This is a genomic window from Aminivibrio sp., assembly GCF_016756745.1.
Taxonomy (GTDB): Bacteria; Synergistota; Synergistia; order Synergistales; family Aminobacteriaceae; genus Aminivibrio.
Genome location: NZ_JAESIH010000015.1, coordinates 1 through 25,523, shown reverse-complemented (window position 1 = coordinate 25,523; position 25,523 = coordinate 1). Strand labels below are relative to the sequence as shown.

Annotated in this window: 20 protein-coding genes; 4 read left to right on the top strand and 16 right to left on the bottom strand. The window is 51.6% G+C overall.

Annotated elements, in window-relative coordinates; genetic code table 11:
• Window positions 1-530 precede the first annotated feature (530 nt).
• From JMJ95_RS00980 to JMJ95_RS00965, 4 genes are all read right to left on the bottom strand, one after another.
• Window positions 531-2,054, bottom strand: coding sequence for an Hsp70 family protein (locus JMJ95_RS00980; RefSeq protein WP_290681313.1), 1,524 nt, complete (start codon window positions 2,052-2,054; stop codon window positions 531-533).
• Window positions 2,033-3,025, bottom strand: coding sequence for a hypothetical protein (locus JMJ95_RS00975; protein ID WP_290681311.1), 993 nt, complete (start codon window positions 3,023-3,025; stop codon window positions 2,033-2,035). The genes JMJ95_RS00980 and JMJ95_RS00975 overlap by 22 nt, the downstream gene beginning before the upstream one ends.
• On the bottom strand, window positions 3,013-4,245 hold the full coding sequence (locus JMJ95_RS00970) for a hypothetical protein (protein ID WP_290681309.1): 1,233 nt from the start codon (window positions 4,243-4,245) through the stop codon (window positions 3,013-3,015). Before JMJ95_RS00970 ends, JMJ95_RS00975 begins: the two co-directional genes overlap by 13 nt.
• Window positions 4,246-4,375: 130 nt before the next feature.
• A complete protein-coding gene (locus JMJ95_RS00965) occupies window positions 4,376-5,269 on the bottom strand; it encodes a hypothetical protein (RefSeq protein ID WP_290681308.1) in 894 nt (297 codons plus the stop codon).
• 419 nt (window positions 5,270-5,688) lie between these two features.
• On the opposite strand from JMJ95_RS00965, the gene JMJ95_RS00960 reads away from it, so the two are divergent.
• Window positions 5,689-6,762 (top strand): transposase, encoded by a 1,074-nt coding sequence (locus JMJ95_RS00960; protein ID WP_290681306.1) that lies wholly within the window; start codon window positions 5,689-5,691, stop codon window positions 6,760-6,762.
• 244 nt (window positions 6,763-7,006) lie between these two features.
• On the opposite strand, the gene radC (JMJ95_RS00955) is transcribed toward JMJ95_RS00960, so the two are convergent.
• The 5 genes from radC (JMJ95_RS00955) to JMJ95_RS00935 form a co-directional block, all read right to left on the bottom strand.
• Window positions 7,007-7,666 (bottom strand): DNA repair protein RadC, encoded by a 660-nt coding sequence (radC, locus tag JMJ95_RS00955; RefSeq protein WP_290681304.1) that lies wholly within the window; start codon window positions 7,664-7,666, stop codon window positions 7,007-7,009.
• A gap of 11 nt (window positions 7,667-7,677) precedes the next feature.
• Complete coding sequence (locus JMJ95_RS00950; RefSeq protein ID WP_290681302.1) at window positions 7,678-8,562, bottom strand: restriction endonuclease subunit S; 885 nt, start codon at window positions 8,560-8,562, stop codon at window positions 7,678-7,680.
• A 36-nt stretch (window positions 8,563-8,598) separates the two neighbouring features.
• On the bottom strand, window positions 8,599-9,867 hold the full coding sequence (locus tag JMJ95_RS00945) for an IS256 family transposase (RefSeq protein WP_290681301.1): 1,269 nt from the start codon (window positions 9,865-9,867) through the stop codon (window positions 8,599-8,601).
• Window positions 9,868-9,932: 65 nt separating this feature from the next.
• Window positions 9,933-10,610, bottom strand: a complete 678-nt coding sequence (gene radC, locus JMJ95_RS00940; protein ID WP_290681299.1) for a DNA repair protein RadC — start codon at window positions 10,608-10,610, stop codon at window positions 9,933-9,935.
• A gap of 11 nt (window positions 10,611-10,621) precedes the next feature.
• Window positions 10,622-11,722, bottom strand: a complete 1,101-nt coding sequence (locus JMJ95_RS00935) for a restriction endonuclease subunit S (protein ID WP_290681297.1) — start codon at window positions 11,720-11,722, stop codon at window positions 10,622-10,624.
• 119 nt (window positions 11,723-11,841) lie between these two features.
• Between JMJ95_RS00935 and JMJ95_RS00930 the strand changes: the two genes are divergently transcribed.
• Window positions 11,842-13,434, top strand: a complete 1,593-nt coding sequence (locus tag JMJ95_RS00930) for an IS1634 family transposase (protein WP_290681295.1) — start codon at window positions 11,842-11,844, stop codon at window positions 13,432-13,434.
• On the opposite strand, the gene JMJ95_RS00925 is transcribed toward JMJ95_RS00930, so the two are convergent.
• The 7 genes from JMJ95_RS00925 to JMJ95_RS00895 all read right to left on the bottom strand — a co-directional run bounded on the left by JMJ95_RS00925 (window position 13,431) and on the right by JMJ95_RS00895 (window position 22,961).
• Window positions 13,431-13,853, bottom strand: coding sequence for a hypothetical protein (locus JMJ95_RS00925; RefSeq protein ID WP_290681293.1), 423 nt, complete (start codon window positions 13,851-13,853; stop codon window positions 13,431-13,433). The two genes, JMJ95_RS00930 and JMJ95_RS00925, sit on opposite strands and share 4 nt — an antisense overlap.
• Window positions 13,850-15,295 carry a class I SAM-dependent DNA methyltransferase gene (locus tag JMJ95_RS00920; protein WP_290681290.1) on the bottom strand — a complete coding sequence of 482 codons (1,446 nt, stop codon included), beginning with the start codon at window positions 15,293-15,295 and terminating at the stop codon, window positions 13,850-13,852. The genes JMJ95_RS00925 and JMJ95_RS00920 overlap by 4 nt, the downstream gene beginning before the upstream one ends.
• 25 nt (window positions 15,296-15,320) lie before the next feature.
• Complete coding sequence (locus tag JMJ95_RS00915; protein WP_290681287.1) at window positions 15,321-17,990, bottom strand: type I restriction-modification enzyme R subunit C-terminal domain-containing protein; 2,670 nt, start codon at window positions 17,988-17,990, stop codon at window positions 15,321-15,323.
• 230 nt (window positions 17,991-18,220) lie between these two features.
• On the bottom strand, window positions 18,221-19,135 hold the full coding sequence (locus tag JMJ95_RS00910; protein ID WP_290681285.1) for an ORF6N domain-containing protein: 915 nt from the start codon (window positions 19,133-19,135) through the stop codon (window positions 18,221-18,223).
• A gap of 269 nt (window positions 19,136-19,404) precedes the next feature.
• Complete coding sequence (locus tag JMJ95_RS00905; RefSeq protein WP_290681282.1) at window positions 19,405-20,670, bottom strand: hypothetical protein; 1,266 nt, start codon at window positions 20,668-20,670, stop codon at window positions 19,405-19,407.
• A complete protein-coding gene (locus tag JMJ95_RS00900) occupies window positions 20,657-21,241 on the bottom strand; it encodes a hypothetical protein (protein WP_290681279.1) in 585 nt (194 codons plus the stop codon). The genes JMJ95_RS00905 and JMJ95_RS00900 overlap by 14 nt, the downstream gene beginning before the upstream one ends.
• Window positions 21,242-21,842: 601 nt before the next feature.
• Complete coding sequence (locus tag JMJ95_RS00895; RefSeq protein WP_290681276.1) at window positions 21,843-22,961, bottom strand: DUF642 domain-containing protein; 1,119 nt, start codon at window positions 22,959-22,961, stop codon at window positions 21,843-21,845.
• Window positions 22,962-23,762: 801 nt separating this feature from the next.
• On the opposite strand from JMJ95_RS00895, the gene JMJ95_RS00890 reads away from it, so the two are divergent.
• Entirely contained in the window at window positions 23,763-25,019 is a 1,257-nt protein-coding gene (locus JMJ95_RS00890; RefSeq protein WP_290681273.1) for a hypothetical protein, read from the top strand.
• A 41-nt stretch (window positions 25,020-25,060) separates the two neighbouring features.
• On the top strand, window positions 25,061-25,291 hold the full coding sequence (locus JMJ95_RS00885) for a hypothetical protein (protein WP_290681271.1): 231 nt from the start codon (window positions 25,061-25,063) through the stop codon (window positions 25,289-25,291).
• Window positions 25,292-25,523 lie beyond the last annotated feature (232 nt).

The window sequence follows — 25,523 nt, the reverse complement described above, 5'->3', positions numbered from 1 at the left end:
CCCCATGCATCGCTGGGGGGACTTACTCCCGATGCTTTTGCCCGGCAACAAAAGATCCATGCAGCCTAATGAAAGGAGATATTCGGATCATCTGAGATTTTGTGTCTTGACATTGGGGGGCACTATAATACATCATTTCTTCTTTCTGTTGTTCTGTTATTTTCCCCTCTACCCTAAAAAAATACCGTTTTAGGACATCACCGGGAATGAGATGCCAATCACCATCTGATATGGTTACATTGCTTCGGACAGTTACCGTTCCTCTGGGAATAAGGGGTGTTTCTTGACCTTCGATAAAAGAATGGAAAGAGACAGTCCGAAGAACTTCTACGAAGGCCGTATCTCGATTATCAGATAGTTCGGTTACTTCTTTCACATTGGAAGATTCTGGTCCGGGAGTTGCTTCTAATGCTTCTACCCCATCATCACATTCATATCGGATGGTGGCCTGCCGGCCAATCAAAGATAGGAGGTCATTTTTCAGAGCATTAATCCCCTCCTTCAAGCTTTGCATGAAGTTGTTATTAATGCTAATCGCTCCCCTTCAATTTCAAACCAAACTCCAAATCATGGATCTTAGCTTCCTTTTTTTCTCCTCTCATCAAAGAAAGAGTACGGATTTCTGCGATAAGGTTCTCATCAATTCTCACTTTCACATGTAATCTTTCAAAAAAAGGCTGACTCTGAGAGTCAACATTCAACGACATAAGGGTGTAGGGTATCCGCTCATCTCCATGGGCTTCCTTACCCGGCCATTTCGGACGTGCAAACAAGAATTTGGCGTATCCATCGGTTGGATCAACACAATACATATCAACACTTTTTTCTATGGACTCTTCTGCAAGGGGCAAATTCACACCGGCGGGGATAATTTCTACGAAGGTATTTCCTGCATTGAGAACTTCAATGGCTTTTGCAGTTTGCAGTCTTGCCTCGTCATGAGCAATCCATGCAGCCCCCTCGGAAATCAATGTGGCAGCACTTTCCGGCATCTTCAAACGATTCATTCCGAAAATCTCCCTCAGACTGCCCTTAATTGCCGGCATCGCAACCATTCCACCAGTCGCAAGGCAAAATTCTATTGCTTCCCGGTTTATGCCTGCTATTTCCAAAAGACTCCGGATATTCTCTATCCCTTTGATAATTAGGTCAGCGACCAATTCTTCAAATTCCGCCCTGGAAATCTCCGCGTAAATATCTTTTTCAGGTCCTGGAGTCGCAAGGTAATCGGAAATGAAGAGAGACCGCTTCGAATGTTCTGATAATCCTATTTTCAGATCCTCACAAGCTTGCAAGAGGCGCGCATCTGCATTTGGTTGTACCAAACTCCAGTCTGAGTTGGGAAAATTTTCTTCATGCTTTCTCCTGATCAGGTTCCGTAGCCTGAGGTCAAAAGCATCCCCTCCTACCTCGGTATCTCCAAGGTTTGCGATTTGCATCAGCAAACCATTTTGAACCTGACACAAAGTCAGGTCCAATGTTCCCCCTCCCCAGTCGAAAACAAGAACAAGCCGCCGTTCAAGTTCCGCTATTGTCTGACCGAAGTTTGTATCCCGTCTCAGATAGCCATAGAGGGCTGCCAGGGGCTCATGGACAAATTGATGGATCCTAATTCCAGCTTTCTGTGCAGCAAATCTCAACTCTGCACGAGCAGGACCTCTCATGGTTACAGGAATTGTTATCACGGCAGATTCAAAAGAATTCCCCTTAAACGAACTGGATGTTGCCTCTTTTCTAAGAAAGCCAAGAAGATCGGCGACAACATCTGAAGCTTCTTTTTTTATTCCGCCCACTGATATGCCATACGGGGAACCAAGAAATATTTTCGGGGATCTGACAAAGTTTCCGAATACCCCAAGGCCCAACTGACTCAAATGATCCTTTGCCTCTTTTCCAGCCACGGGGACCGTCCCCCCATACCAAACAACGGATGGATGAGGTTTCCCTTCATGCGTTAAAACATAGGGTCTCTTTTTCGTGGCCATGATACCAGTTGAAATGACTGTGATCAGGCTATTTGTAGTTCCGAAATCTATCCCAAAGGTTGCAGCCATGCTTTCCCCTTCTCTATTAGTTTTAAAGTATCTTCTATTCGTTCCCTCACAACGTTTATTCTTGGAGGTTCGGCATTTGATGCGGCAAAGGCCATGTCCAACCAGCGAGCGATTTCATCCTGCATCATTCCTCGAATTTTCCCCTTTAATTCCTCGAGTTGGAATTGGTATGCTTCTTTTATTTGAACCAATTCTTCCGTCTTTTCTTTATTCTCCCTCTGTAGGCACTCAACCAGTTCATTTAAATTATTGTCCTTTGGCTTTTCAGTGTTAGGAGACTTTTGATTCTTTATTTCTGTCCTAAAATTTTCTACAGAGAAAAACAGCGATTCAGAATAAGCCAGCAAACAGGAATAAAACTCTTGCTGGGGGGGACAACACAGCATAAGTTCCAGTTCTGATAGTTTTTCACCAGAAATACCGGATTTTTTCCTGCCCTTTGTTAATACTGTATTGATAGCTTCTCGTGCGGTTGTGTGGTCAATTAACGCCTTTAAACTGCCAAAATGCAGAAACAATAACAATTTTTTGAAGTCTGCTATTTTAATTTTTCTTTTTCCCAAGGATCCGATCCAGGAAAAAAGGAATTCTTGGAATATTCCGGGGTCCATTCTGGCGGGGAAAGAGATGGATGCATCTCCTCTCAGTACCGATTCGCAAAGATCGGTAAGGAACCCTTGGAATTGTTTTCCGGACCTATGGACATTCTGTAGAAGATCCAACAGCCTGTCGATGTTGTTCGAACGGGAAAAGTAAACAGTTACCAGCTCTTCTTTAAAAGAAACATCTATTGGAACGTCCAGTAAATCTTTTTTAGTGCCAGCTGAAATATTCTTAAAAAATCTCTCCGCTGGTATTTTTTTTGACTGGAAGAATTCTGTCCACGCTTTATTAAAATCTGTCTCAAGAAGAACATTCTTCACCTTTTTGGTTTTCGCTACTTTTTTAGCGTTTTTAATTACCTTTTCCATAAGAAAAATCCCTTCTCTACCTTTTTTCTGGCCCAATCCCCAAATAGAGGATGAAACTGCAATTGCCTTAAAATTGGCTCTGCAATTTTAAGCCGCTTGGAACGAAGGCAACTTTCAGCAAAAAGAACATCGATCTTTACCCGATCATATTCGCTAATTGGGGTTTCATGAGACAATGCCAAGAAATCTTTCCGGTCAATGAATGAGGCTTGATTATTTTGCAGGCTCTCCGATGCTTTTATAATCAAATCCGAAACCTGGTCAACCGGACAAATAGGTGTGACACCCTCACCCTTACGCACTTCTGGGAGTGCCTTGCTCGATCTTATTGCATTCCTATTCAGAATTAAGCTTTGAAAAAAACTATTAGCTTTGTACAAAACAGGCATTGAATCAGGCTGATTATCCAAAAAGTCATTCAGGTTGAAACGAATAACAGAAGTTACAGCAAACGCAACTGGCCGGACAAAATGCTTCAGTACATCGAAAGCTGAATGAAATTTCACTGTGTACTCTTCAAAGTTTATGTTTTTCCCCAGGACGTCATTCGTGGACTCCTTTATCAATAGGGCAAGGGCGAAGTTCCCCAGTGCGTCTCCGTATTCCCTTGCAGAATTTTCATCAGGTAGGGCAGAGCTGAAATTGCTAAGGTCGAAGTGTGTTAAATTTTTCTTGACAAGGTGTTTTAAAAAAGCTCTATCGACATCATCCAGGACCGCATTATCAGGAATCCGGAAATAAAGATGGTATTCCGAAAAAGACGATGAATCATCAACTCTTCTAAAACGAGTCAGACGAATCATCATTGTTGAATCCGTTTCCGTTACTATCAGCTTTTTAAATTTCTCTTCTGATAGGATTTGCCATCCGGATCCATTTTTATCTACTTCATACTTGTCACAATGAAACACGGTTATATCCCGTTCTGAAAGTCGCGAACGGATTGTGGCTTTAACGGGCAAGGGATGCCCTTTAACGAAAAGACTCGGTGCCGATAAAGGATTTTCAAGGCTATAATGTTCTTGTAGATAATGCACGGCAAGCTCTTCAGCTGTGTAGAACGCTTTCGAGCATTTTGTACAGGAAAAAAATCTAACTGGACGTGGAACACTCTTAACCTCTCCCCCATCCAAGTGATCGTCCCGCTCGTAGCGGTTAAATCTTAGGGAATCTTCACGTCTTTCATTATCGCTTTCGTACATATCAACTAAACCGCCCATACCAATTATTCACCTGCCTCCCTAAACAAGAATCAAGCAGAACACGAATTTAATTCACGATTTACGACTCTTTCTCCTTCGAAGGTTTCTTATATCTATCTAGCATTTTAATGAAATGCAATAGCATTTTTCAACGAAAACCTATCGTTGCGCCAATCCTGTTTTTTATTCTTTTTTTAAATTCTTCCAGATTATTTTCTGACCAAACGATGCAATTGTATTGGCGGATGTCAAAATGGAGATCTTCTAAATGATCAGCTCTACAAGACCAAATCACTTCTATATTCAAGCCTTTAGCAAAGCCAGCTTCGTAATAAACGCCACCCCTATTTCCCGTGAAATCAGCAAGTAAAAATTTACTTTGTTTTATTTGTGCTATTATTTCATCGTCAATCTTTCCATTGTATTCTCGTCGGTCAACTCTATGTGGCGTGTATCCTGCCTCTATTATGCCTGCTGAAATTACTTCATCATAAATTTTTTCTAAATCATCAGAAAACCACATTGCTACGAAACACTGGGGACTTTGTGCATTTATTTTTTTAATCTTTTCGAGATGCTCCCAACCATTTGCTTCGATCTTCAAAGTCGAACTCGCCAAAGACTCATTTTGCCTGATTCGTTTTACCTCAGTTAGAAATGATAAGATTTCGATTAGTTCTTCCTGGTTAATACACCAACAATGGCTTATCCAATCGCTAGCTCTCTCTAAATATTCGCCAGCAAACTCGGTTTCTTTTTCAAGAAACAACAGAAGCTTGTCCGCACGTTCGTGAAATGAGGGCGTGTTCAGTCGTGAAAGGAATTCTATGTTAGAGCTGGATATTTCAAACTGTGGGTTTTCACGTAGCCACCCCGAAATATTCGCTTTCTGCCGAAGCGATAACCCTGCGCTTTCCAAGTTAACAAATGCAGTTCGTGTAATATAATAATAACCACACAAGGGACAATTTACAGAATATGCATCAAAAGAGCCCTTATCTGCATAAACCGCACTTTGTCCACAGATTTTACAAATATGCATTTAATTACCTCGCTTTAACATAAAACACCTCCGCGTTACAGCTACTAAAAGCAAGGATTCCACGCGCATGCAATATTTCGAACTGTTATTATGAGCAGTATAGCCAAGGTATTTGTTTGGAATAGTGGAGGTCTGACTGACGGAGGAATCTTTTCCGATTCACCATGATAAAGTATGGATTGTATGGATTGAATGTCCTCCGTTTCGTCCCGGCGGCAGTGCGGAACAATAAAGCACCTTGAAAAAAGAACGGCCTGTAGACAATTCATCGTTTCCCGTGTTCAATACGTTCGCCGAAACTATACAGAACGGGGGAATCGATCATCAACAGGCCGCCTCTACATACTACAATCATCCGCCTCCTTTATCAACACCTCGCTCCGTTTCTCGACCGAAGGCTCATAGAAACGCTCGGCGCGATGGTGGCAGCTCTCTGCCTGTCGAAAAAGACCAGTCTCGACGAATGGGGCTCCTTCGAGTTCGGCAGAGCCGCGCGCGCATACAGCAGGGCGCGACGTTTCCGCGAATGGCTCCGCAATCCGAGGATCGATCCCGGGTTCCTTCTTCACCCTCTTACGGAGCGCCTGATATCGAAAGCGGGAAAACACGTCCACATCGCTCTGGACACGTCCATCCTTTTCAACGCCTTCTGCATGGTTCGCGTCTCCCTGATCTTTCTCGACAGGGCGGTTCCGCTGGTCTGGTCCGTGCGGAAGAGCAAAAGCGCCTCGGTTCCCTTCTCCGCGTATCGGGGGCTCCTGGAGGAGGTCGCGGCCATGATTCCGTCCGGGACGCAGCCGATCTTTCTCGCGGACAGGGGATTCCAGAACGCTTCTCTCTTCGAGCTTCTGAAACAGCTCGGCTGGTGGTGCAGAATAAGAGCGAAGAGCGACGCCCCCGTACGGACGAGGAAGGGGGAGGTGATCGTACCGGGAAAACTCTGTCTGAAGCGCGGACTCCCCCGATTCTGGAGGAACGCCTCCTACGCCGGAATCGGCGGCGTGACGTTCGGCGCGCTGCTGCCGATGCCCGCAGGCGAAGAACCGTGGTACATCGTCTCCTTCGGAGGTCACTTCACGGACATCTTCCGCGACTACTCGAAACGTTTCTGCATCGAGGAGGAGTTTCTCGACGAGAAGAGCGGGTGTTTCGGTCTTTCGAAGAGCCGGATACGCGACGAGAAGAGGATCGAGCGGCTGCTGTGCGTGATCGCGACGGCCGCCGTTCTGATGGCGGAACTCGGAATCGAGACGGAGCGCGCGGGAGAGCGCGCGAACGTCGACACCCACGGGAAACGTGGTTTGAGCTACCTCAAGATCGGATTGAGAAAGCTGATGCAGATGCTCCATTTCCCGAAGCTCCTCCCGATATGGATTCGACTCTCCCCGCTTCCGTTCGACTACGAGCCGGAAGGTGTTTCGGTCTCCCGGAAAGAAGACGAAGAGACCGCCCGCCGGAAACGCAAGTGTGAAGTTTACGAGGTGTATGATTGACGATGCGCTTTATCGCGGTGAAGAAGAGAAGATTCCTCCGTCAGTCAGAGTGGAGGTAGTCTTCATGGGACGCTCCTCTCGCGGCGGATGAACGTATTAAAGACAAAAGACCATTATTAAAAAACTTAAAAGGCATTACTATCGTATTTTTTACTACAATACATCTTTTTGTGCAAGTTTTTTTTACGAATAGAGCAACGATTTTTTGTTCAACCCTTGGCCCTGTCCGGCAGCGAGTTTTCTTTTATAGTTCGTCGCTTTCGGCGAAGGAGTAGTAGCCTTTTGTGTTGAAGATGATGTGATCCAGGAAGCTGATGCCCAGGATTTTTGCGGCTTCTTTGAGCTGGTGTGTGATGTGGCGGTCTTCGGGGCTGGGTTTGAGTTCTCCGTGGGGGTGGTTGTGGGCGACGATGACTGCGGAGGCTCTTTCGGCTATCACGTCGGCGAAGACTTCCCGAGGGTGGACATGGCTTTTGTTGACCAGGCCGATGCTGACGACCCGGACGTTCATTACCTCGTTCGCGCCGTTGATGGAGATGCTGAGAAAGTGTTCCTGTTTTCTGTCGGCATAGTGTTGGATCAGGGGAAGCACGTCCGCAGGAAATTTGATCTTCAGGCCTTCTGGCTTGATTCTTCGCCGGACAAATTCGAAGGCCGCCGCGATTGAAGCAGCTTTCGCGCTACCGATACCGTCAACGGCAGTGATGTCTTGAGGGGAGAAGAGCAAACCCTTTTCGTCGATGATCTTGATGATTTTCTTCGACAGGGCCAGCACGTCGTCCTTTTGAGTGCCCCTGCCCAGGATGACGGCGAGCAGTTCCTGGTCGGAAAGGCAGTGCGCTCCCTGTTCGAGGAGTTTTTCTCTGGGGCGTTCGGACTGGGGAATATCCTTTATTTTTTTCATGGTTCTCTCGCCTACTTTTCTTCGGGCCTGTTGCGCTGGGTCTTTGCGCCTTTTTTTCCTTTTCCCCGCGCGCTCCGGGAGGCGTTTTTCAGTTCATTTTCCATTTTTGCTTTTTCTTCCCGAATGCGCTGCAGCAGTTTTTCCGCCGGTTCGTCGTCGGGATCCTGGGGAACCAGTTCTCCACGGAAGGCTTTGGCGAGGACAGACTGAGCAAGAGCGTCCACCCGGGCCCGGGCTTTCTGGTAGTGCTCCTCCACTTTGTCGGCAAGGGAGAAGAGTTTGTCCACCTGCCGGACGATTTCTTTTTGCTCTTCGAGGGGCGGGAGAGGGAGTACCCATTCTTTAATTTTTTCCAGACTGAGATTAGGCTGATTTCCCCCCGCCGATTGCATCCTTAGCCGCTCATACTGACTTAATCCGTAGAGGAAGATATACATTCTGGTTGCTTCGTCCAAACTCGGATTTACTAAAGCAGCGCAGGCTTGATTGGATGTCGCTGGGAATTTTAGCCTGCCAATCTGGCCTCGTGTTTTTCCCTCACCATACATAGCAATCAACAATGTATCAACTGGATAATACTTTACATTAGTTTCTTTTAATGCTTTTTCAGAAATTCGACCCTTGCATTCCCAAATATCGCCATTTTGAATATCACCGCTTTTTATCCACGGCACTTTTCCATTATCATAATAAGACACATTACTTTTTAAAGGCGTTGCACCGGTCTCAACATTACATATCTGCTGTATTTCAACATCAACCCAAGAACATGATACTTCAGAGAATCCACTTTTTTTTACAGGTAAAAAGTGTCTCGGATTTCTTTCCCCTTTCCTTCTTGCTTCATCGCATTCATTTACGTAGCGCTCTTCTCGATTTTCCCTGATTCGCTCCAATAAAACGAGTTATTGTCAAATCTGGTGTATGGGTCATCAGGCGGCGTTCCTGTCTGATTGGTCCGATACACGTATTCCGTCCTTGAAAATCACTCCCGTGATGACTTCTCCAAGAAGTTCATAGCCTTTGAGTTTTCTCCACCTCTTCTCCGCCGATTGCGCCGGCTTGAAGACCATTGCCGGCGTCGTCGCCCTCGACCCGCAGTTCCGGGTCTTCGCCGTCCGCAGCCGTATGGTGGAAAAGGCCGATTCCACAGGGTTGCTCGTCCGTATGTGCACCCAGTGCGCCGCGGGGAAGTTGTAGAAAGCCAGGAGTTCCTCCCGGTCTTTCTTCAGGCAGTCAACGGCCTTGGGGTATTTGTCCCCGTATTTTGCCACCGCCCTGTCGAAGGCTTTTCCCGCTCCTTCCTGTGTCTCGGCCATCCAGATCTCATGAAGGTCCGCCTTCATCTTCCCCTGGAGCGATTTCGGCACCTTGTTCAGCACGTTCGCCGTCTTGTGGACCCAGCACCGCTGATGTACGCATTCGGGATATTCTTTCCGCAGGGCGTTCCAGAAGCCCAGCGACCCGTCGCCCACTGCAAGCTTCGGTCCCGCTTTCAGCCCCCTGGATCGAAGTCCCGCAAGAACCTCATGCCGGCTCGCCTCGGATTCCCGGTAGCCGTCTTCCACCGCCACCAGTTCTTTCACTCCCTTCTCCGTGGTCCCGATGATGACCAGGAGGCAGAGCTTGTCGTCCATCCTTACCTTGCTGTACACTCCGTCCGCCCACCAGTAAACGTACTTCTTGTCCGAGAGATCCCGGCGGTTCCATTCACGGTGTTCTTCCGTCCATTTCTCTTTGAGGCGGGCAATGGTATTGGCCGACAGTCCTTTCGCATTTTCTCCCAGAAGGCTTTCGAGGGCCTCTCCGTACCCTCCTGTGGATACTCCCTTCAGGTAGAGCCAGGGCAGAAATTCTTCCACATTCTTCGCCCGCTTCAGATACGGGGGCAGCAGCGCACTGTTGAACACAATGCCGGAGCCGCTCCGGTCCCGGACCTTGGGCACCCTCACTTCCACGTCTCCGATGCCTGTCTGGACAGTCCGTCCGGGAAGATACCCGTTGCGGACAACCGCCGCTCTCCCGTCTTCCAGACGGAGAGAGGAGCACTCAGCAAGCAACGCCTCCAGTTCCGCCTCCACAGCTTTTGCTATGAGGTCTCCGGCTCCCTTCCGCAGAAGTTCGGTTAGAGAATCCGGGACCGTTGTTTCTTTGACCGTAGCCTCTGGACCGGAAGAGCAGGATGCAGTACACTTTTTCATGGCGTATCCCTCCAATGTCGATTGTGAGCTTGCTGGCCCAATCGGCAGGATACGCCACTTCTTTTTCAATGTCCATACACCAGATATGAGTTTAACTCTTCGGCGAAGGAGTAGTAGCCTTTGGTGTTGAAGATGATGTGATCCAGGAAGCTGAGGCCAAGGATTTTTGCGGCTTCTTTGAGCTGTTGTGTGATGTGGCGGTCTTCGGGGCTTGGTTTGAGTTCTCCGTGGGGGTGGTTGTGGGCGACGATGACTGCGGAGGCTCTTTCGGCTATCACGTCGGCGAAGACTTCCCGAGGGTGGACATGGCTTTTGTTGACCAGGCCGATGCTGACGACCCGGACGTTCATTACCTCGTTCGCGCCGTTGATGGAGATGCTGAGAAAGTGTTCCTGTTTTCTGTCGGCATAGTGTTGGATCAGGGGAAGCACGTCCGCAGGAAATTTGATCTTCAGGCCTTCTGGCTTGATTCTTCGCCGGACAAATTCGAAGGCCGCCGCGATTGAAGCAGCTTTCGCGCTACCGATACCGTCAACGGCAGTGATGTCTTGAGGGGAGAAGAGCAAACCCTTTTCGTCGATGATCTTGATGATTTTCTTCGACAGGGCCAGCACGTCGTCCTTTTGAGTGCCCCTGCCCAGGATGACGGCGAGCAGTTCCTGGTCGGAAAGGCAGTGCGCTCCCTGTTCGAGGAGTTTTTCTCTGGGGCGTTCGGACTGGGGAATATCCTTTATTTTTTTCATGGTTCTCTCGCCTACTTTTCTTCGGGCCTGTTGCGCTGGGTCTTTGCGCCTTTTTTTCCTTTTCCCCGCGCGCTCCGGGAGGCGTTTTTCAGTTCATTTTCCATTTTTGCTTTTTCTTCCCGAATGCGCTGCAGCAGTTTTTCCGCCGGTTCGTCGTCGAGATCCTGGGGAACCAGTTCTCCACGGAAGGCTTTGGCGAGGACGGACTGAGCAAGAGCGTCCACCTGGGCCCGGGCTTTCTGGTAGTGCTCCTCCACTTTGTCGGCAAGGGCGAAGAGCTTGTCCACCTGCCGGACGATTTCTTTTTGCTCGTCGCGGGGCGGGAGAGGGATAGCGAACGTCTGAATCACTGGTATTTCAAGACGCAAGGTACCGTGCGTTGCCTCTTTAACATAAGACAGCACTTTTGTTTGCATGTATTTGAAAACACATAGAAGATACTCACAATTCGCATTCTTATTCGGCGTCAACCCTTTCATATCTTGATTGATCGTTACATCATTCATCGTTAATGCCACTGGGAAAGAATGAGCCAATATCATGCCGCGCACCACAAAAAGAATGCTTCCCTCTGGAATCATTTTTACTGAGGACTCATGAAGTGCGGTTTCAGAAATAAAATCTTTCCCGTTTTTAATTTTACAAACCTTCATATCTTTGGGGCTTATCCATGGTATTGCACCACTCCAAAAATCCGCTTGAGATTTAGATGGAGTGCCACCGCCTCTGACTTCTCCCAGATTTTCTAGCGGAACGTACAACCAAGTATCAGGTAAGGGATATGTCTGAGTTTCTTCAAATACGTTTAGATAGGAGTCTGCAACTTTTTTAGAGACAATGGACAGTGCAAAATCCGCTCTCTCCACATCCGGATGCTCTTCCCGCCATTTTTCGGTGAGTTTACCGGTGACTGCGGCGGTGAGGACCGACTGGCGGAAGCGTTTGAGAATGGCCGGTATCTTCTCAAGGCGCTCTTTCACGGAGTCAATGCGGGGCATGATGGCGTCCAGCTTGGCAACGATGCGTTTTTGTTCGTTGAGGGGTGGAAGAGGGAAAGGATGGGATTCTACAAAAGTTTTCGGGACTCGTTTTTGCCCGACGGTGCCTGTCATCCTGGATTCCCGGAATTATATACCTAGGAATCGACTTGAAGCCTTGGTGTAACTGAGAAATTTTGTTTGCAAACTTCTCGACATAGGTATATAATATACCTATGTCGGAGGTGGAATGAATGCCGAGAAGAACGCAGTTGATCAACGGTGTCGAACGTGTTTACGATTACTTCCCAAGGTGGGACAAGGAGAAGAAGTATTCTACCAGTGATCGCGACTATATAGGAAAAATGGTCGACGGAGTTTTCGTGCCCAATGAAAAGTACAAGCTCAGAATGGCTCTTGAGGAAGCGGAGAAGAAAAATGAAGTCTCCTCTCCACCGGGATCGTTCTCGCGCCTCTTCCACGGTGCGACGCACCTCTTCGACGCCATCGGAGAGCGGACCGGAGTGGCCGGGGATCTGAAGGAATGCTTTCCGGATACGCATAAGCAGATACTCTCCCTCGCCTACTACCTGATTCTGGAGGACAGCAATCCTCTGAGTCGTTTCCCGAAATGGGCGAAGACGCACAGTCATCCTTTCGGCTCCGACATCCCCTCGCAGAGGAGCAGCGAAATCTTCGCTTCGATCGACGAGGATTCGAAGCAGCGCTTTTTTCGCATGCAGGCGAATCGGCGGATGGAGAAGGAGTTTCTGGTCTACGACACCACGTCGGTCTCGTCGTACTCGAAGCTGATCAAGCAGGTGAAGTACGGCCACAACAAGGATCGCGATCCGCTTCCGCAGATCAACCTGCTGCTTCTGTACGGCGAGGAATCGCGTCTGCCGATCTACTACAGGAAGCTGCCGGGGAACATCGCCGATGTAACGACGGTTCGCACTCTGTTGAGCGAAATCGACTTCCTGCGGTCGAAGAAGGTGAAGCTGGTCATGGACAAGGGGTTCTACAGCGAGAAGAACGTTAACGAACTCTATCGCAATCACAGCAAGTTCCTGATGGCGATCAGGAGTTCGCTCAACTGGGTGAAGGAGATGCTTGACGAGGAGCGGACGAAGCTGACGCAGCGCGCCTGCTACGATTCGGAGCACGAAGTCTACGGTCTGTGCCGGAGCACGACTTGGAGTTACACCGAGACGATGAAGCGCAGCGGAGAAAAGAAAACCGGGGAGAAGCGGATATATCTTCACCTCTTCCGGGACGAACGAAGGAACGTGGAGGACAGATGCGAATTCAACGCCATGCTGGACGGTCTGGAGAGAGAGCTTCGCTCCGGCAAGCGCGTTTCGGCTCACGAGAAGCTCTATGCGACGTACTACGATGTCGGAGAGACGCCCGTTCGAGGAATTCGCCTGACTCCGAAGCAGGAGGCGATCGAGAAGGCGCAGAAGAACTTCGGCTGCTTCGCGCTTGTCTCAAACGATGTGAAGGAGAGCCGCGAGGCGCTGCGGATCTATCGAGGCAAGGATTTGATAGAGAAGGCGTTCGGGAATCTGAAGGAGCGGTTGAACCTTCGGCGGACGTCGGTCTCTTCGGAGGAGAACCTGGAGGGCAAGCTCTTCGTTCAGTTCATCGCGTTGACGTATCTGTCGCAGATCGACAAGACGATGCGGGAGAAGTCGCTCTACAAGAAGCATACTCTGTGTGAGCTTCTGGACGAGCTGAATGTGATCGAAAAATTCGAATCCCCCGGAAAGAACCCTTATTTCGGCGAGATAACGGGGAAGCAGAGAGAGCTGTACGCCTGCTTCGGGGTCGAGCCGCCAACCTAGGTATAATAACCCGGGAATCCAGGTGTCATGTGCGCCTCTGCGGTTTTTAGAAACGCTGCTGTTTTTACCCAGTAAAACAGCAAGGCGGAAGGAACAATGACCGGACGAAGCACGTAAAATTCCGTGCTTCCCGCACCATGAGCATTCGGCAAGCCTGCAACTATCGCCGCCTTCCCGTTTTCAAAGCAGGGTGTTATTTTCGCGAAAATAACATCGTCGTTCCTAAAATGGGTGAATCCCCTTTTCACATCCCGCCATAGTTTTTTCTCAAAACGCAGTGTATCCGAAAAATTCGTCGGAACATGCGGCATGGGAACAAAAGCAACTTCCGTATCATCATCCAGCGACGATTTTGGATTCAAGAGAGCAACAGTCGGAAATGTGGTCTCCACCCACCCCTTCGGAAGTATCCCGCTCATTCCCCGTTCTCCGCTTCTATTTCGTCCAGGATCGATTGCAGTTCATCGACGCAGGCGCCCAGTTCGGTGATGGCGTCGGCGACCAGAAGCTGCGGTTCGGGGAGGGAGTCGGGGTCTTCGAGGTTTTCGTCTTTCAGCCAGGAGATGTCGAGGTTGAAGTTCCTCTCTTTGATCTGGGAATACGAGAACTTCCGAAAGCGTCCCTCTTCGCCGCCGTCTGTCCGTTCGCTCTGTCCGTCGGGGTCGTCGCCGTAGCATCGCTCGAAATCCTCGAACATGGCGGGGACGAGGGGCCGGTCTTTTTTGGTGACGCCGGGGATGTTGGTCCGGCAGTCGTAGATCCAGGTGTGTTCGGTTTTCATGCCCTTCCGGAAGAAGATCACGTTGGCCTTTACTCCCTGGCTGTAGGGGGTGAAGGTGCCGTTGGGGAGGCGCAGGAGGGTGTGGACATCGCAGTCTTCCATCAGGTACTTGATGACGTCGCCCGCGGCGTCGGCGAAGAGGACGTTGTCGGGCAGCACCATGGCGGCCCGTCCGCCCCTTTTGAGTATGGTGACCACGTGCTGGATGAAATTGAGCTGCTTGTTGCTGGTGCTGACGGTGAAGTCGTCCCGCACCGGGGCCTGGTTGGCCCCTTTGGTTCCGAAGGGGGGATTGGTGAGGATGCAGTCGTACCGTTCGCCCCGGTCGGGTTCGTAGATGCTGTCGCCCAGGTAGATGCACGGCTCCAGCCCGTGGAGGAACAGGTTCATGAGGGCCAGTCTCCGGGGCCGGGGGACGAGTTCCTGGCCGTAGTAGGTTTCCTTTTTGATGCGCTGGACGTCTTTTCTGTCCAGGGCTCCTTTGGTGACGTTCACGAGCCATTCGTAGGCCACCATCAGGAAGCCGGCCGTTCCGCAGGCGGGGTCGCAGATGGTGAACTCCCGGGATGCCCTAGGGTCGGGGCGCATGACGTTGACGATGGTCTGTATGAGTACCCAGGGGGTAAAGTACTGCCCCGCACCCTTCTTTCCCTCGGCGGCGGATTTTTCCAGCAGCCCTTCGAAGGCGGCGCCCTTGACGTCCACCTCCATGGAGGACCAGTCCTCTTCGTCGATCATGTTGATGATCTTTTTCAGGTTGACCGGATTGGTGAATCTCGGGACGGCCTGGGTGAAGATGTCGCCCAGGAGGCCGGGCTGGCGGCCGAGGGCCCGCAGTATTCGGGCGAAGGCGTCCAGCAGTTCGGTCCCGGATTTTTTGACGAAGGTGCTCCATGAACAGTCGAGGGTGACGGTGTTCCTGTCTTCTTCGTACCGGATGCCGGAGAGGTCGATGTCCTTTTCATGGGCCATCTTGAGGAACATCAGGTAGGTAAGCTGCTCGATGTAGTCGCCGTAGTCGATTCCGTCATGGCGAAGGGTGTGGCAGAAACCCCAGAGTTTATTTACGACGTCGGACATGGCTCATTCCCTTTTCTATAGTGTATTAGGCGGCAAGCGATTCGTTGATTTCCTTCAGTATCGCGTCGAAGGCATCCCCGAAGATCCGCTTCGCCCTGGTGAGGCCGCCGTGGCGCTCGAAGACCGGCATGGTTTCGAAATCCTCCGGCGATATGGCGAGGTTTTCGATGAGGTGCTCCCGAATGTAGGCGAGCCAGTTTTTCTGCTCTTCGGTGAAGGCATGTTTTTCGGCTAGCCGCGCCACCGTTTTTTCAACCCGTTCCCGGGCGGTGAGGATGGGCACGTCGTAGTCCGAAGCGTGCTTGACCATGGAGATGATGTCGGCAAGGGGCTTTTTGTAGACGAGCTCGTGCCCCCGCTGCAGGTCTTTTTCCGAGAAATGGCTTTTTCTGAGCTTGTCGCGCAGGTCGTCCAGCACGTCGGCATTCCAGTCCGAAGGACGGGAGAGCAGTACTTCGATGGCTTCGATCTGCTCGGGGTTCTTTCGGACGAACTCTTCGAAGAGCCGAAGGTAGTCCCGGGGCTTCTGGTAGTCGTCGCCCACCCGGAACATCACTTCGTCGTCCACCGTATCCACGATGTCGTACCCCTTGAAGAAGACCTTTTTCGGGCGGGGGTAGTTTTCGAGCAGGTCCTGGAACTCTTTATTCCGAAGAAGCTCCATCGTCCCGGGAAAGTCGTTCCGGAGATTCTCTTTCAGCCCGTCGGCGTAGGCTTTCATGTCGCCGTCGGGTATGTAGCGGGCGAAGGCTTCCCGGGCTTCGGCGCCCATGGTGTTCTGGACGCGCCGCAGGCGTTTGATCAGACGGTTGACATTATACTCCCGGTCGCGGTTGTCGTAGATTCGTTCGATGATTTCGGCAAGGGAGACCGTCTCTTTCTGGAGGGTGACGTCGAAATCGGTGGCATTCCGGAAGTATTCGATGAGGCTTCCGTCGAAGCAGTCGAAGATGGTGAATTTCTCCTTGTTGATCTCTTTGCACAGCCGGGTTCCGCGCCCGAGCATCTGCACCCAGAGGATGCGGGACTTCACCATCCGCATGAAAACGATCATTTCTATGGCGGGGATATCCACGCCGGTGGTCAGCATGTCCACGGTGACGACTATTTTGGGCTCGGGGCGGTTGCGGAACTGGCGGATTTTCTGCAGGGGGCGGTCGACGGTGGGGCTTCCGGTGATCTTCATCACGAAGTCGTCGCCCTTGCCGAAGACTTCCTTGCAGGTGCGCACCACTTCGTCGGCGTGGGAGACATGGGGAAGGTCGTTGACGGCGAAGATCAGCATTTTGGGGAACCGCTTGTGCTCTGCCTCGTGCTGGTCGGTGTATTTTTTGATGGCGGTAAGAATTTTCCTGGTGCTGTCGGGAGCGGTGATCTTCTGCTCTATTTCCGCGGCGCTGAACTCCCGTTCGTCCTCCAGCGAGTCGAGCTGCTCCGAGCCCGTTTCCACGTCGATTTCGCCGACCATCTCCCCTTCCTTGAGGAATGCGCCATTGATATGGATGTCGGACGTGATCTTTACGGCGTCGTAGTCCACAAGGTAGCCGTCGAGGACGGCCTGTTCGGTGCTGTAGGAATAGACCTTGTCCTTGAACAGGCCGAGGGTATGGGCCGCCGGTGTGGCGGTAAGGCCGATTTTCACGGCGTCGAAGTAGTCCAGGACATATTTCCAGCAACCGGTTTCTTTTGCGGAGTATCCCCGGTGGCACTCGTCGGCGATGATCACGTCGAAGGCGTTGATGGGGATGTCGAGCTTGCCGGCGTCGGTGTCGTACTCGAAGCCGCCGTCGGCGTCTTTGCCCAGCAGGTTGATCGCCATGCGCTGGATGGTGGAGACGTAGATGAAGGTGTGGGCTTCCCTGGGGTTGGTCAGGTACTCTTCGGGCAGCACTTTGGGGTCGAAGCTGTTGCCGTCTTCCAGCTCTTCGCGCCGGAATCTCTGGCTGTAGACCTCGTAATCCCTGTCCAGTTTGAGTCCCTCCGGCGTTTGAAAGGCGGAGAGGGCGGAAACGGTCTGGGCGGCGAGGGCGCGCCGGTCCACCAGGAAGAGAATCCGCCGGGCGTAGCCGGATTTCAGCAGGCGGTAGATGGAAGAAACGAGGGTGAAGGTCTTTCCGGTTCCTGTAGCCATGGCGATCAGCATGCTCTTTTTGCCGGCGCACAGGGCTTTTTCGATGGCTTCGACGGCGGCAATCTGGTACGGGCGCAGGCGGGTTATTTCGGCGACGGGCCTTTGAGCGAACCATCGTTCGGCGCTTTCCGTGTCTTTACGGTATTTTTCGAGCAGGGCCCGGGGGGAGTGGAAATCGGCCAGCAGCCTGGACGTGTTTTCTTTTCTGCGCACGTCGAGATGGAAGATGGACTCTCCGTTGGTGGAATAGAGGAAGGGAACCCTGTACCCCCTCCATTCGCCCACCGTGTCCGGTACGCCGCGGGCGTATCGCTTGGCCTGTTCCAGCACGTTTTCGGCACCGAGGGAGACTTTTTTGGCTTCTATGATGCCGAGCAGTTTTCCGTCCACAAACAGGGCGTAGTCGGCGGGGCCGGTCTCGGTGGGGTATTCTTCCACGGCGTGACGGGTCAGCGATGAACAGTCGCGGACTTCGTCGCTGCGGATGAGAGTCCAGCCGAGGACGGATGATCGAAGCCGCGCATCGATGCGTTCTTTTCGCGTCCTGGCCTCGGATTCAGTCATTGCCACACCCCTTCGTCTTTGCGTGCTGCGGAGAACGCTTTTCGGACAGTCAAGCAACGGTCAGGCAACTCAACGGCCCCAAGCGACGGAAGTACCGTATGTTGACAGCAACTGCGCAGAAAAGCCACCCTCCAGTCAAGCAACAGTCAAACAAAACTGGGCACCGTCTCACTCCACCCTCGAAAGGCACTTTCCCGCCCGGCTGCCGAGGGTTTCATCGTAACAGCAAATCAGGCCTGCATCCTTGATACGGAATCACTTGTCCGACTTACTATAGCGTCCACTCTCTTTAACATCTCCACCGCTCCCATATCCATCTTGGAAAAAGCAAACCATTTTTTCCCAAGGTCTTTCAGGGAGGCTCCGAAGTGATATAAATCCGTCTCATCAATTATCAAAAACCGATCATGGGATGCGTTGAATTGCTCCAGAATCAACGGGGGATACTGCGCGTTGAATTTTTCCACATCCACTTCAAGCCGGGCAGTGATATTTTTCGTTAATATCGTAACGGCAACGGACTTTTCCCTTTTGCAGAAAAGCGACAACACTGAATCGTCAATATAATTATCTATGAGCACAAGAGACTTCTTCGCAGATCGTATCAACTCGGAAACAAATCTCCAAGCGTCGAAGACTTGTCCTTCGAAGAAAATGCCCTGTTTGGGGGAAATAGCATTATTCTCGATAACCGAAAGCACTTTGGCGATTTTTTGATCGGTCTCAAGTTGCTTCAATTCCAACAAATCCAGCCGCTGAAAAAGCCGGGTATTCGACTGGACAAATCGCCGCATGGCGACAAAAGCGTTCATAATATGGATGCTCACCGCGACTGCGGTATCACTTCGCAGTACTGCTGAAAGCATTGCAACTCCCTGTTCTGTAAAGGCATACGGCGTGTATCTGCGACCGCCCCATCTTGAGGTCACATTTTGTGACCTCAAGATTTCGAGTTCGGCTTCGGAAAGCTGAAACATAAATTCGGGAGGGAATCTGTCGCTGTTCCGCTTGACCGCTTGATTCAAGACTTTTGTTTGCACTCCATACAACTCGGCTAGGTCCGCGTCAAGCATGACGTGGAGGCCGCGAATAGCATAGATCTGCCTTTGAATGTTCTCCACAAGAGCAGTAGCTTCGTTGTTCACGTTAACCCCAACCTTTAGAGTTCTCCGGAATTTCGGCTACAAAGTCAGAGAAAAGATAAATTACGCCAATTCAAACAGCTCTATCCGCATTACCAGATCAGTCTATTACTGTTTTCCTCAACAAATCACTTCCGGCAGTCTTGCAGTGATTGACAGCGATTCAATTGTACCTTTTTCGCTTCTTGAAAGAGAAGTGAGTATGCAACAGACTCTGGTGCTATTGATTTTAAAATGAGCGTCCAAGTTCAAAGCCTTTCGGACAGATTCTTTTATTTTTCGCCTTTCCTGCAGTAATCTTGTATTACACATTCCTTGCATTTCGGCTCAGACGAGCATACCTCCCCATAACCTTTAGCGCAGTAGCTCCATAGGATGTTGTCTATTCTTGCTTGAGAGTATCCCGTCTTCTGCGATATTTCAGCTATTGCTTGGAAAACTTCCGAATATGATGCTTCATCTCTGGAGGAAATTCCCAAATGTTTTCCGCCGAAAAGCCGGCACATATGTACATCAGGCTTGGGGTAGTCGATGCCAACGTTTCTCAGATACTCTGCAGCCAGTGGTATTCCCAGAGAACGCAGTTTATAAGGGCTTCCAGGATCGGACAACATGCCTATTATTTCAATAACAGGTTGTGATGTGACAAATTCATCAAGGCTTCCGTACTCGTCTATCAGTCTATAAAATACGTTAATGTTTTCTCTAAGGGCTTGCATTTGCTGGTTAATTCCACGATTTCCGCACTTTATGGCTTTTACTCTGCTGATGAAATAATCATGGCCAACAAAATCAAGCTTATTAATGATTGATTTTACTTCATAATTGCAGAATATCTCGTCTATTTCAGGCAGGTGGGGTTCCAGATAGCTCCATGTTCTGTTGTTGCTTAGCTGGGCATATACATAACCTCGGAGATGGTCGTTAAGCGCAAACCTGCGCCCATTTCGCCGTTCCTCAACCCATTTTACTATCGGTGAATCATACAATATCTTATTTTCATAGAGGTATCGCTCAATAGTGTCCAGGAAGCCAAAGTCCAGCGGTTTCGTTGGACTCAAAGGAACACTCGGAACATGGTTGTTCTCGGCAACAGTTTTTGAATGGGAAGCGTTAGGCGTCTTTTTATTTGCTCGGGTTTGATTACTAACAATCTTTCTATTGGCATGACATTCATGCAGCTGATTCGTTTCGGACCTAGGGATTTTCTTGCGCGCTTTATTGTCAAAATAACCCCAGTCAAGGTCTTCACTGTCTCCTTTGGGCCTGCAGAAAATCCGGCCATTGTATCCGTATTGACTGCCGACGCACTGATATTTATTCGTATCAAGATAAAGGAATAACGCCGTCTTACTTCCGAACGATGTTACATCTTTGTTTGCCCGGTTGTAACAATGGTCTGAGGGGATGATACTGCTTCGATTAACACCCATTTTCATTACTTCATCCTTGATCGAAGCTGTGGACAGTATCTCCTCGCAACCATTTTGAGCCACAAAATCATCTGCCCATTGGACCATAACATCATTTATGCTCATTTCCACCCCTCATTCCAGAAATCCTGATTTTCTCCTGTTGGCTGAGGCGTTTCACTACATTTTCCGATTCGCCGATATAGGCCCTGTCGCCTATTTCGGCAGTTTGTTTCTCCAGTAAAAAATAGACGCCGGGACGCTGCGCTTCCACCCAATCCCCAAGTTCGTACAAACGGCTGCGAGGGCAGGCGATTGCCTGTCCTGACCAGTTCGCTATCTCGACGTGCCGTATGCCGGAGGGGGCACCGTCAGAAAGAAAAATCGTCACCTTGCGGCCAAATGCCATGTTTTTCCTCTTTTTTAAACATATTTGAACAACCTTGATGTGTTGATTATATGATAAAACCACCAAATAAAATACTTTTTTTGAAGTGGGTATGCACCTTCCTCGGATTATTCCAGGAGAAGTTCCGGCACAACCGCAGCCTTCTTGACCCCGCTCCGGTTTGATTTTCGATAAGAATCCCGAAGGCGGTTCCATGGCCGAGGGATCTCGCTTATGATTTGGGCCGGATTCTAACCCGAGATCCTTCGTCGCTGCGCTCCTCAGGATGACAAGCAAAGGCAAGGTCAAGATCTCTCCCCTCCGGGGATGCTGCGCGATCGCGTTCGCTCGGGATGACAAGCAAAGGCAAGGTCGAGATCCCTCGGCGATGGTGCCTGCCTCGGGATGACAAACCGCTGCGCTTAGGATAACAAACAAAGCTGTCATCCTGAGGGCTGCTTCACCGCCCGAAGGATCTCGGTGTTGATTCTCGCTTTTGGTTTTACCGGATTCTAACCCGAGATCCTTCGTCCCTACGCTCCTCAGGATGACAAGCAAAGGCAAGGTCAAGATCACTCCCCTCCGGGGATGCTACGCGATCGGCGATGGTACCTGCCTCGGGATAACAACTTTGCCTTGTCGTCCCGAGCGAGCGAAGCGACGAGGGACCTGTTTTTGGTTCCGGATTGCCTCAAAACCAGATCCCTCCCCTCCGGGGATGCTCCCTCCTCTTCGTGTCCCTGTTCATCCGCCGGGCATGATGGTCCGGATCGGAAACGAGCACGCCCGGCCCCTCCTTTCGCAGTACCTGGAGACGGCCGGGCGCGGGAATTTCATTCCTTACGAAGAGGCTCGCAAAGACTGGGAGCTCGATTGACCTCCCGCCGGAACGGGAAATATTCTCTTTGGACTAAGCGTCCGTCAGCGTCATTTCGGTGATCCAGACCTCACCCCGGTCTTCGAATATGATCCTCAAGTCGACAAAATTATCAGGCGCGTTAAAGGTTCCGGAAAAGAAGGTCCATCCATACGAACCGGCATCCATGGAGACGGGGCGGATGTTCCACTGCGGGTCCACGGCGATGTTGACCGCTCCCCGGGATGCAAGGTTCCGTGCCGTAGCCCAGAAGCTGATCGTATATCGTGCCCCCTTCCGGACGGTGATCCTCTGGCTGGTGGTTCCAAAGACATGGGGGGACTTTCTGGAGTTGTTGACAATATAGAGGGCGGTAGAAGCTGACGAGTTGGGCGGCCGGTTTCCCCCCAGGTTGACGACCGTTACTCGGCAATCGGCGTTCCGTGAGTTCCACCAGATCCCGGAATTGGAGTACTGGCCGGTGCCCCAGGCGTTTCCGCTCGTAAACTGAGCGAAGTGAGGGTCTCTGGCGTAGTTTCTTCCCCCTCCGCCGTTGTTGGTGTTTCTGTCAGGGGGATCGAATATGGCTGAGTCTCCGGCGCCCCATCCGCAGTCGTAATGGGGGCACACTTCCCGGTCGTAATGGGCGTACATCCGGGTGACCGCCCTGGCCACGGAGAAACTGTAACTCTCCCAGGGGGTGCGGACGCCAAGGTACTGCATGACCGCCGGGGTACCGCCCGACAGGGCCGGGTCCTTGGTAAAAAAATAGCACCGGCACCACTGCAGGCCTCTGTCGGTGTCTATCTGCCGGTGCTTCCAGAGAACCTGGTAGGGTCCCTGGGGCGAACCGAACCGGTTGACGTATTCCTGGGAACCCAGGAGGGACCAGAAGGCTTCGCCCCGTCCCATGTTCCGGCTCAGGTCCCGTGTGATGTAAAAGTTGAATTCATCCGGTGAAGGCCCCCGCCCCAGAACGCCCATAAAGAGGGAGTTCAGAAAATCGGCATTCTGGTAGGCCCTCCATTGGATGAATTCGGGATCGGCCACGGCTTCGACGGGGACGGGAGAAAGGAGAAAGGCGGCCATGGCCGGCAACACAAGGAAGAGAACAGTTCTCGTGAAGCGCGGTTGTTTTTTGCTTCCCGTTGTGCGACCGGAAAGGAAGCTCATTTCTTTTCACCCTCCTTTGATGGCAACTCCACTCTTACAGGGACCTGACACCCCTGTCCGCGGGCAACGCTGTACAAGCCCGAAAGCGACCGCCTGAGACATTTTCGAATACTATCATCGAGTATTATACTGTGAAGAGACAGATCATTCAATAAATAATATTTAGTCTAAATCCGCACCTCAGCGGGAGCGTCACCGGGGAACGCTTGGGCGGGGGGTGCAGATTGTCGTTCGTGACAACTGCCCAAGCGATCACCGCGGCTCCCTGCGTTCGCCGGTTGCCTGCCTGTGAAACCGACATCCGTGTCGGTTTCTCTCGCCTCAGGCGCCCTCCCCCAGGGGATAATCTCTTCGCCCCTGGGGAGGGCGAATTCACCTTATGCCCGGCGACACTCCCTCTGCCTGAAAAACCTGCGGATTTAGGTTTAGTCTAAATCCGCACCTCAGCGGGAGCGTCACCGGGGAATGCGGATTTAGGATTTTTTCTGTCTCTTGACATCTCGGCTTGGAATGTCTACTGCCATTGTGGGATTTTCGGTTGACAGAACAGGAGCGCTCAGTTACCATTTTAAATGTACAACATTACGTCGCAGCAGGAGGATCCGCCCGTGACATCGCACTTCAACGCCGCAATGTTCAACGCTCTTTTTGCCATGATGATGCGCAGCGACCCTCCTGGAGCCGCAGGCGCATGATTTTTGCACGCCTTTGAGCTTCAGCCGGGGGTCTTCGGAACATCGAAGGGCCGCGGCTTTTTTTATGGCTGAAAAAACGATGAAAAACGACAGGGAGGGATTTACCATGCAGGATATCGGAATCCGGATCGACGAAGATACCGTCCGGCAGCTTAATGTTTTTCTTGCCGACCCCGGAAACGAGGCGATTTCAGACCTCAGGCGGGTTGTGGCGAAGTACGGTTCGGTGAGCGAGATCAACGAGAAAGCCCGGGAAGCGGGAAAGGTGGAAAACCTGGTCAAAAAGCTGGAGCGGATGAACTCGCCCTACGTGAAGGACCTTGAATGGCTCACGGAGGTCTGCAACGGGGGGAAACTTATCTCCCTGTCGGACTACCGCGCCAGGGTCAATCCCGGTCGTCCTTCCTGGGACTATGACCATTCCCGGGCGGCAACCCTGGAGATCAGTGCCTTGCAGTATTTTCCCTGGCTTGTCGCCGAGGTTCGCCAGAGCGTCGAAAAGGGTGAGGTTCTTCCCGGACGGTTCATCCGGGTGCGGAAAATGAAGGAGCAGGAAGCGGACGGGGGCGACCTTCCGGCGGTGCGGGCCGCGGTGAAAATCCTGGGGGCGTCCTGCGTGGAAACCCTTGATACAAAGGGCGTGGACGGGTCGAACATCCACCTCAACGGGCCCGAGACCATCACGGGCTACTTCGGCGGCATCGGCCAGCCCAACGGCCACCCCCTCAGGTGGGTGGAGGAAGCGCTCTACTACTACGTGAACTACGGCGTGGACGAGGTCCTCAACATCAACTCGGGAACGGTGTTCCTGGGCTACCTGCTCTACCGCATGGGCGTGAACATCCGGTTCAAGATATCCGTCTTCATGGGGAACGACAACCCCTACGCCGTACTCTGGATCCTGCTGGCGGCCCGGATGTTCGCCCGGGAGGACGGAAGCACCCCTCTTGTGGGCTTCAATCTTTCCAACTCCATTGACGACGCCCATCTGGCGAAGTCCGCGGAGATCCGCAAAGCCCTCGGCCTGGATGACCAGGTACGGATCGAGCACCACATCACGGAAACGTGGAAGAGCATCGTCCGCCAGCCTTACAACCGCAGAGACGGCCTCGTGGAGCTGGTGAAGACGGTGCCCAACATTTCGGCGAAACATGAGGGAGGCAACCCGGAGGACGAGCAGACCCTCGCCCATCCGTCGGATATCCTCGACTATTTCCGGGAGAAGAAGGAGATCGAGTCGTCGGGGGAGATGGACGCCCTCACCCGAAACTACCTGCTGAAGCACAAGGCGGTAAACGACACTGCGGCGACCCTGACGAAGGCGGGCTTGTCCTTCGTGGCGGCTGGAGCCCACAGACTCTAGGAACAACCCTATATCCTTTTATTCTACGAGGAGGAAAGCCCGTGGGAAACAAAGGAGAAGGGAGTGTGCTCACGTTCAGGGGAACGCCAAACAGGCGGGAGCTGGATCAGCTTCTTGCCGCGGGGGAACAGCAGTCGGCGCCCCTTATGGCCATGAAGCTCGGGAGGCAGGGATGCCCCGGCGTGGAGGCCACCAGGACATCCGTGGTCCTGTCCACTCCCAGGGACCGCCCCGGCAGCTCTGCTGTGGATCCGCAGGGGGTCGGATATTAGTGCAGGTTGTGTTCTGTCAGTCCTTATCCAATAGGATTTCACGAGCATACCAAGGGAATCTCTCTCCCTGGTTCCTGATGTCGTCCTGAGCGGCAGCGACCGTGGAGCTTCCCCGGAGAGGAAGGAGCCGGTTCTTGCCGCCTGAACCGGCTCCTTCATCACCGCGCTCCTCAGGATGACAGCGTTTCCACTTCAGGCCTTACCAGACCGCCGCGCAGCCGTCGGTCCGGGA

Bases quoted from the DNA above. Each gene is read 5' to 3' on its own strand.
- JMJ95_RS00980 (WP_290681313.1), bottom strand. From the start codon at position 2,054: ATGGCTGCAACCTTTGGGATAGATTTCGGAACTACAAATAGCCTGATC.
- JMJ95_RS00975 (WP_290681311.1), bottom strand. From the start codon at position 3,025: ATGGAAAAGGTAATTAAAAACGCTAAAAAAGTAGCGAAAACCAAAAAG.
- JMJ95_RS00970 (WP_290681309.1), bottom strand. From the start codon at position 4,245: ATGGGCGGTTTAGTTGATATGTACGAAAGCGATAATGAAAGACGTGAA.
- JMJ95_RS00965 (WP_290681308.1), bottom strand. From the start codon at position 5,269: ATGCATATTTGTAAAATCTGTGGACAAAGTGCGGTTTATGCAGATAAG.
- JMJ95_RS00960 (WP_290681306.1), top strand. From the start codon at position 5,689: ATGGTGGCAGCTCTCTGCCTGTCGAAAAAGACCAGTCTCGACGAATGG.
- radC (WP_290681304.1), bottom strand. From the start codon at position 7,666: ATGAAAAAAATAAAGGATATTCCCCAGTCCGAACGCCCCAGAGAAAAA.
- JMJ95_RS00945 (WP_290681301.1), bottom strand. From the start codon at position 9,867: ATGAAAAAGTGTACTGCATCCTGCTCTTCCGGTCCAGAGGCTACGGTC.
- radC (WP_290681299.1), bottom strand. From the start codon at position 10,610: ATGAAAAAAATAAAGGATATTCCCCAGTCCGAACGCCCCAGAGAAAAA.
- JMJ95_RS00935 (WP_290681297.1), bottom strand. From the start codon at position 11,722: ATGACAGGCACCGTCGGGCAAAAACGAGTCCCGAAAACTTTTGTAGAA.
- JMJ95_RS00930 (WP_290681295.1), top strand. From the start codon at position 11,842: ATGCCGAGAAGAACGCAGTTGATCAACGGTGTCGAACGTGTTTACGAT.
- JMJ95_RS00925 (WP_290681293.1), bottom strand. From the start codon at position 13,853: ATGAGCGGGATACTTCCGAAGGGGTGGGTGGAGACCACATTTCCGACT.
- JMJ95_RS00920 (WP_290681290.1), bottom strand. From the start codon at position 15,295: ATGTCCGACGTCGTAAATAAACTCTGGGGTTTCTGCCACACCCTTCGC.
- JMJ95_RS00915 (WP_290681287.1), bottom strand. From the start codon at position 17,990: ATGACTGAATCCGAGGCCAGGACGCGAAAAGAACGCATCGATGCGCGG.
- JMJ95_RS00905 (WP_290681282.1), bottom strand. From the start codon at position 20,670: ATGAGCATAAATGATGTTATGGTCCAATGGGCAGATGATTTTGTGGCT.
- JMJ95_RS00895 (WP_290681276.1), bottom strand. From the start codon at position 22,961: ATGAGCTTCCTTTCCGGTCGCACAACGGGAAGCAAAAAACAACCGCGC.
- JMJ95_RS00890 (WP_290681273.1), top strand. From the start codon at position 23,763: ATGCAGGATATCGGAATCCGGATCGACGAAGATACCGTCCGGCAGCTT.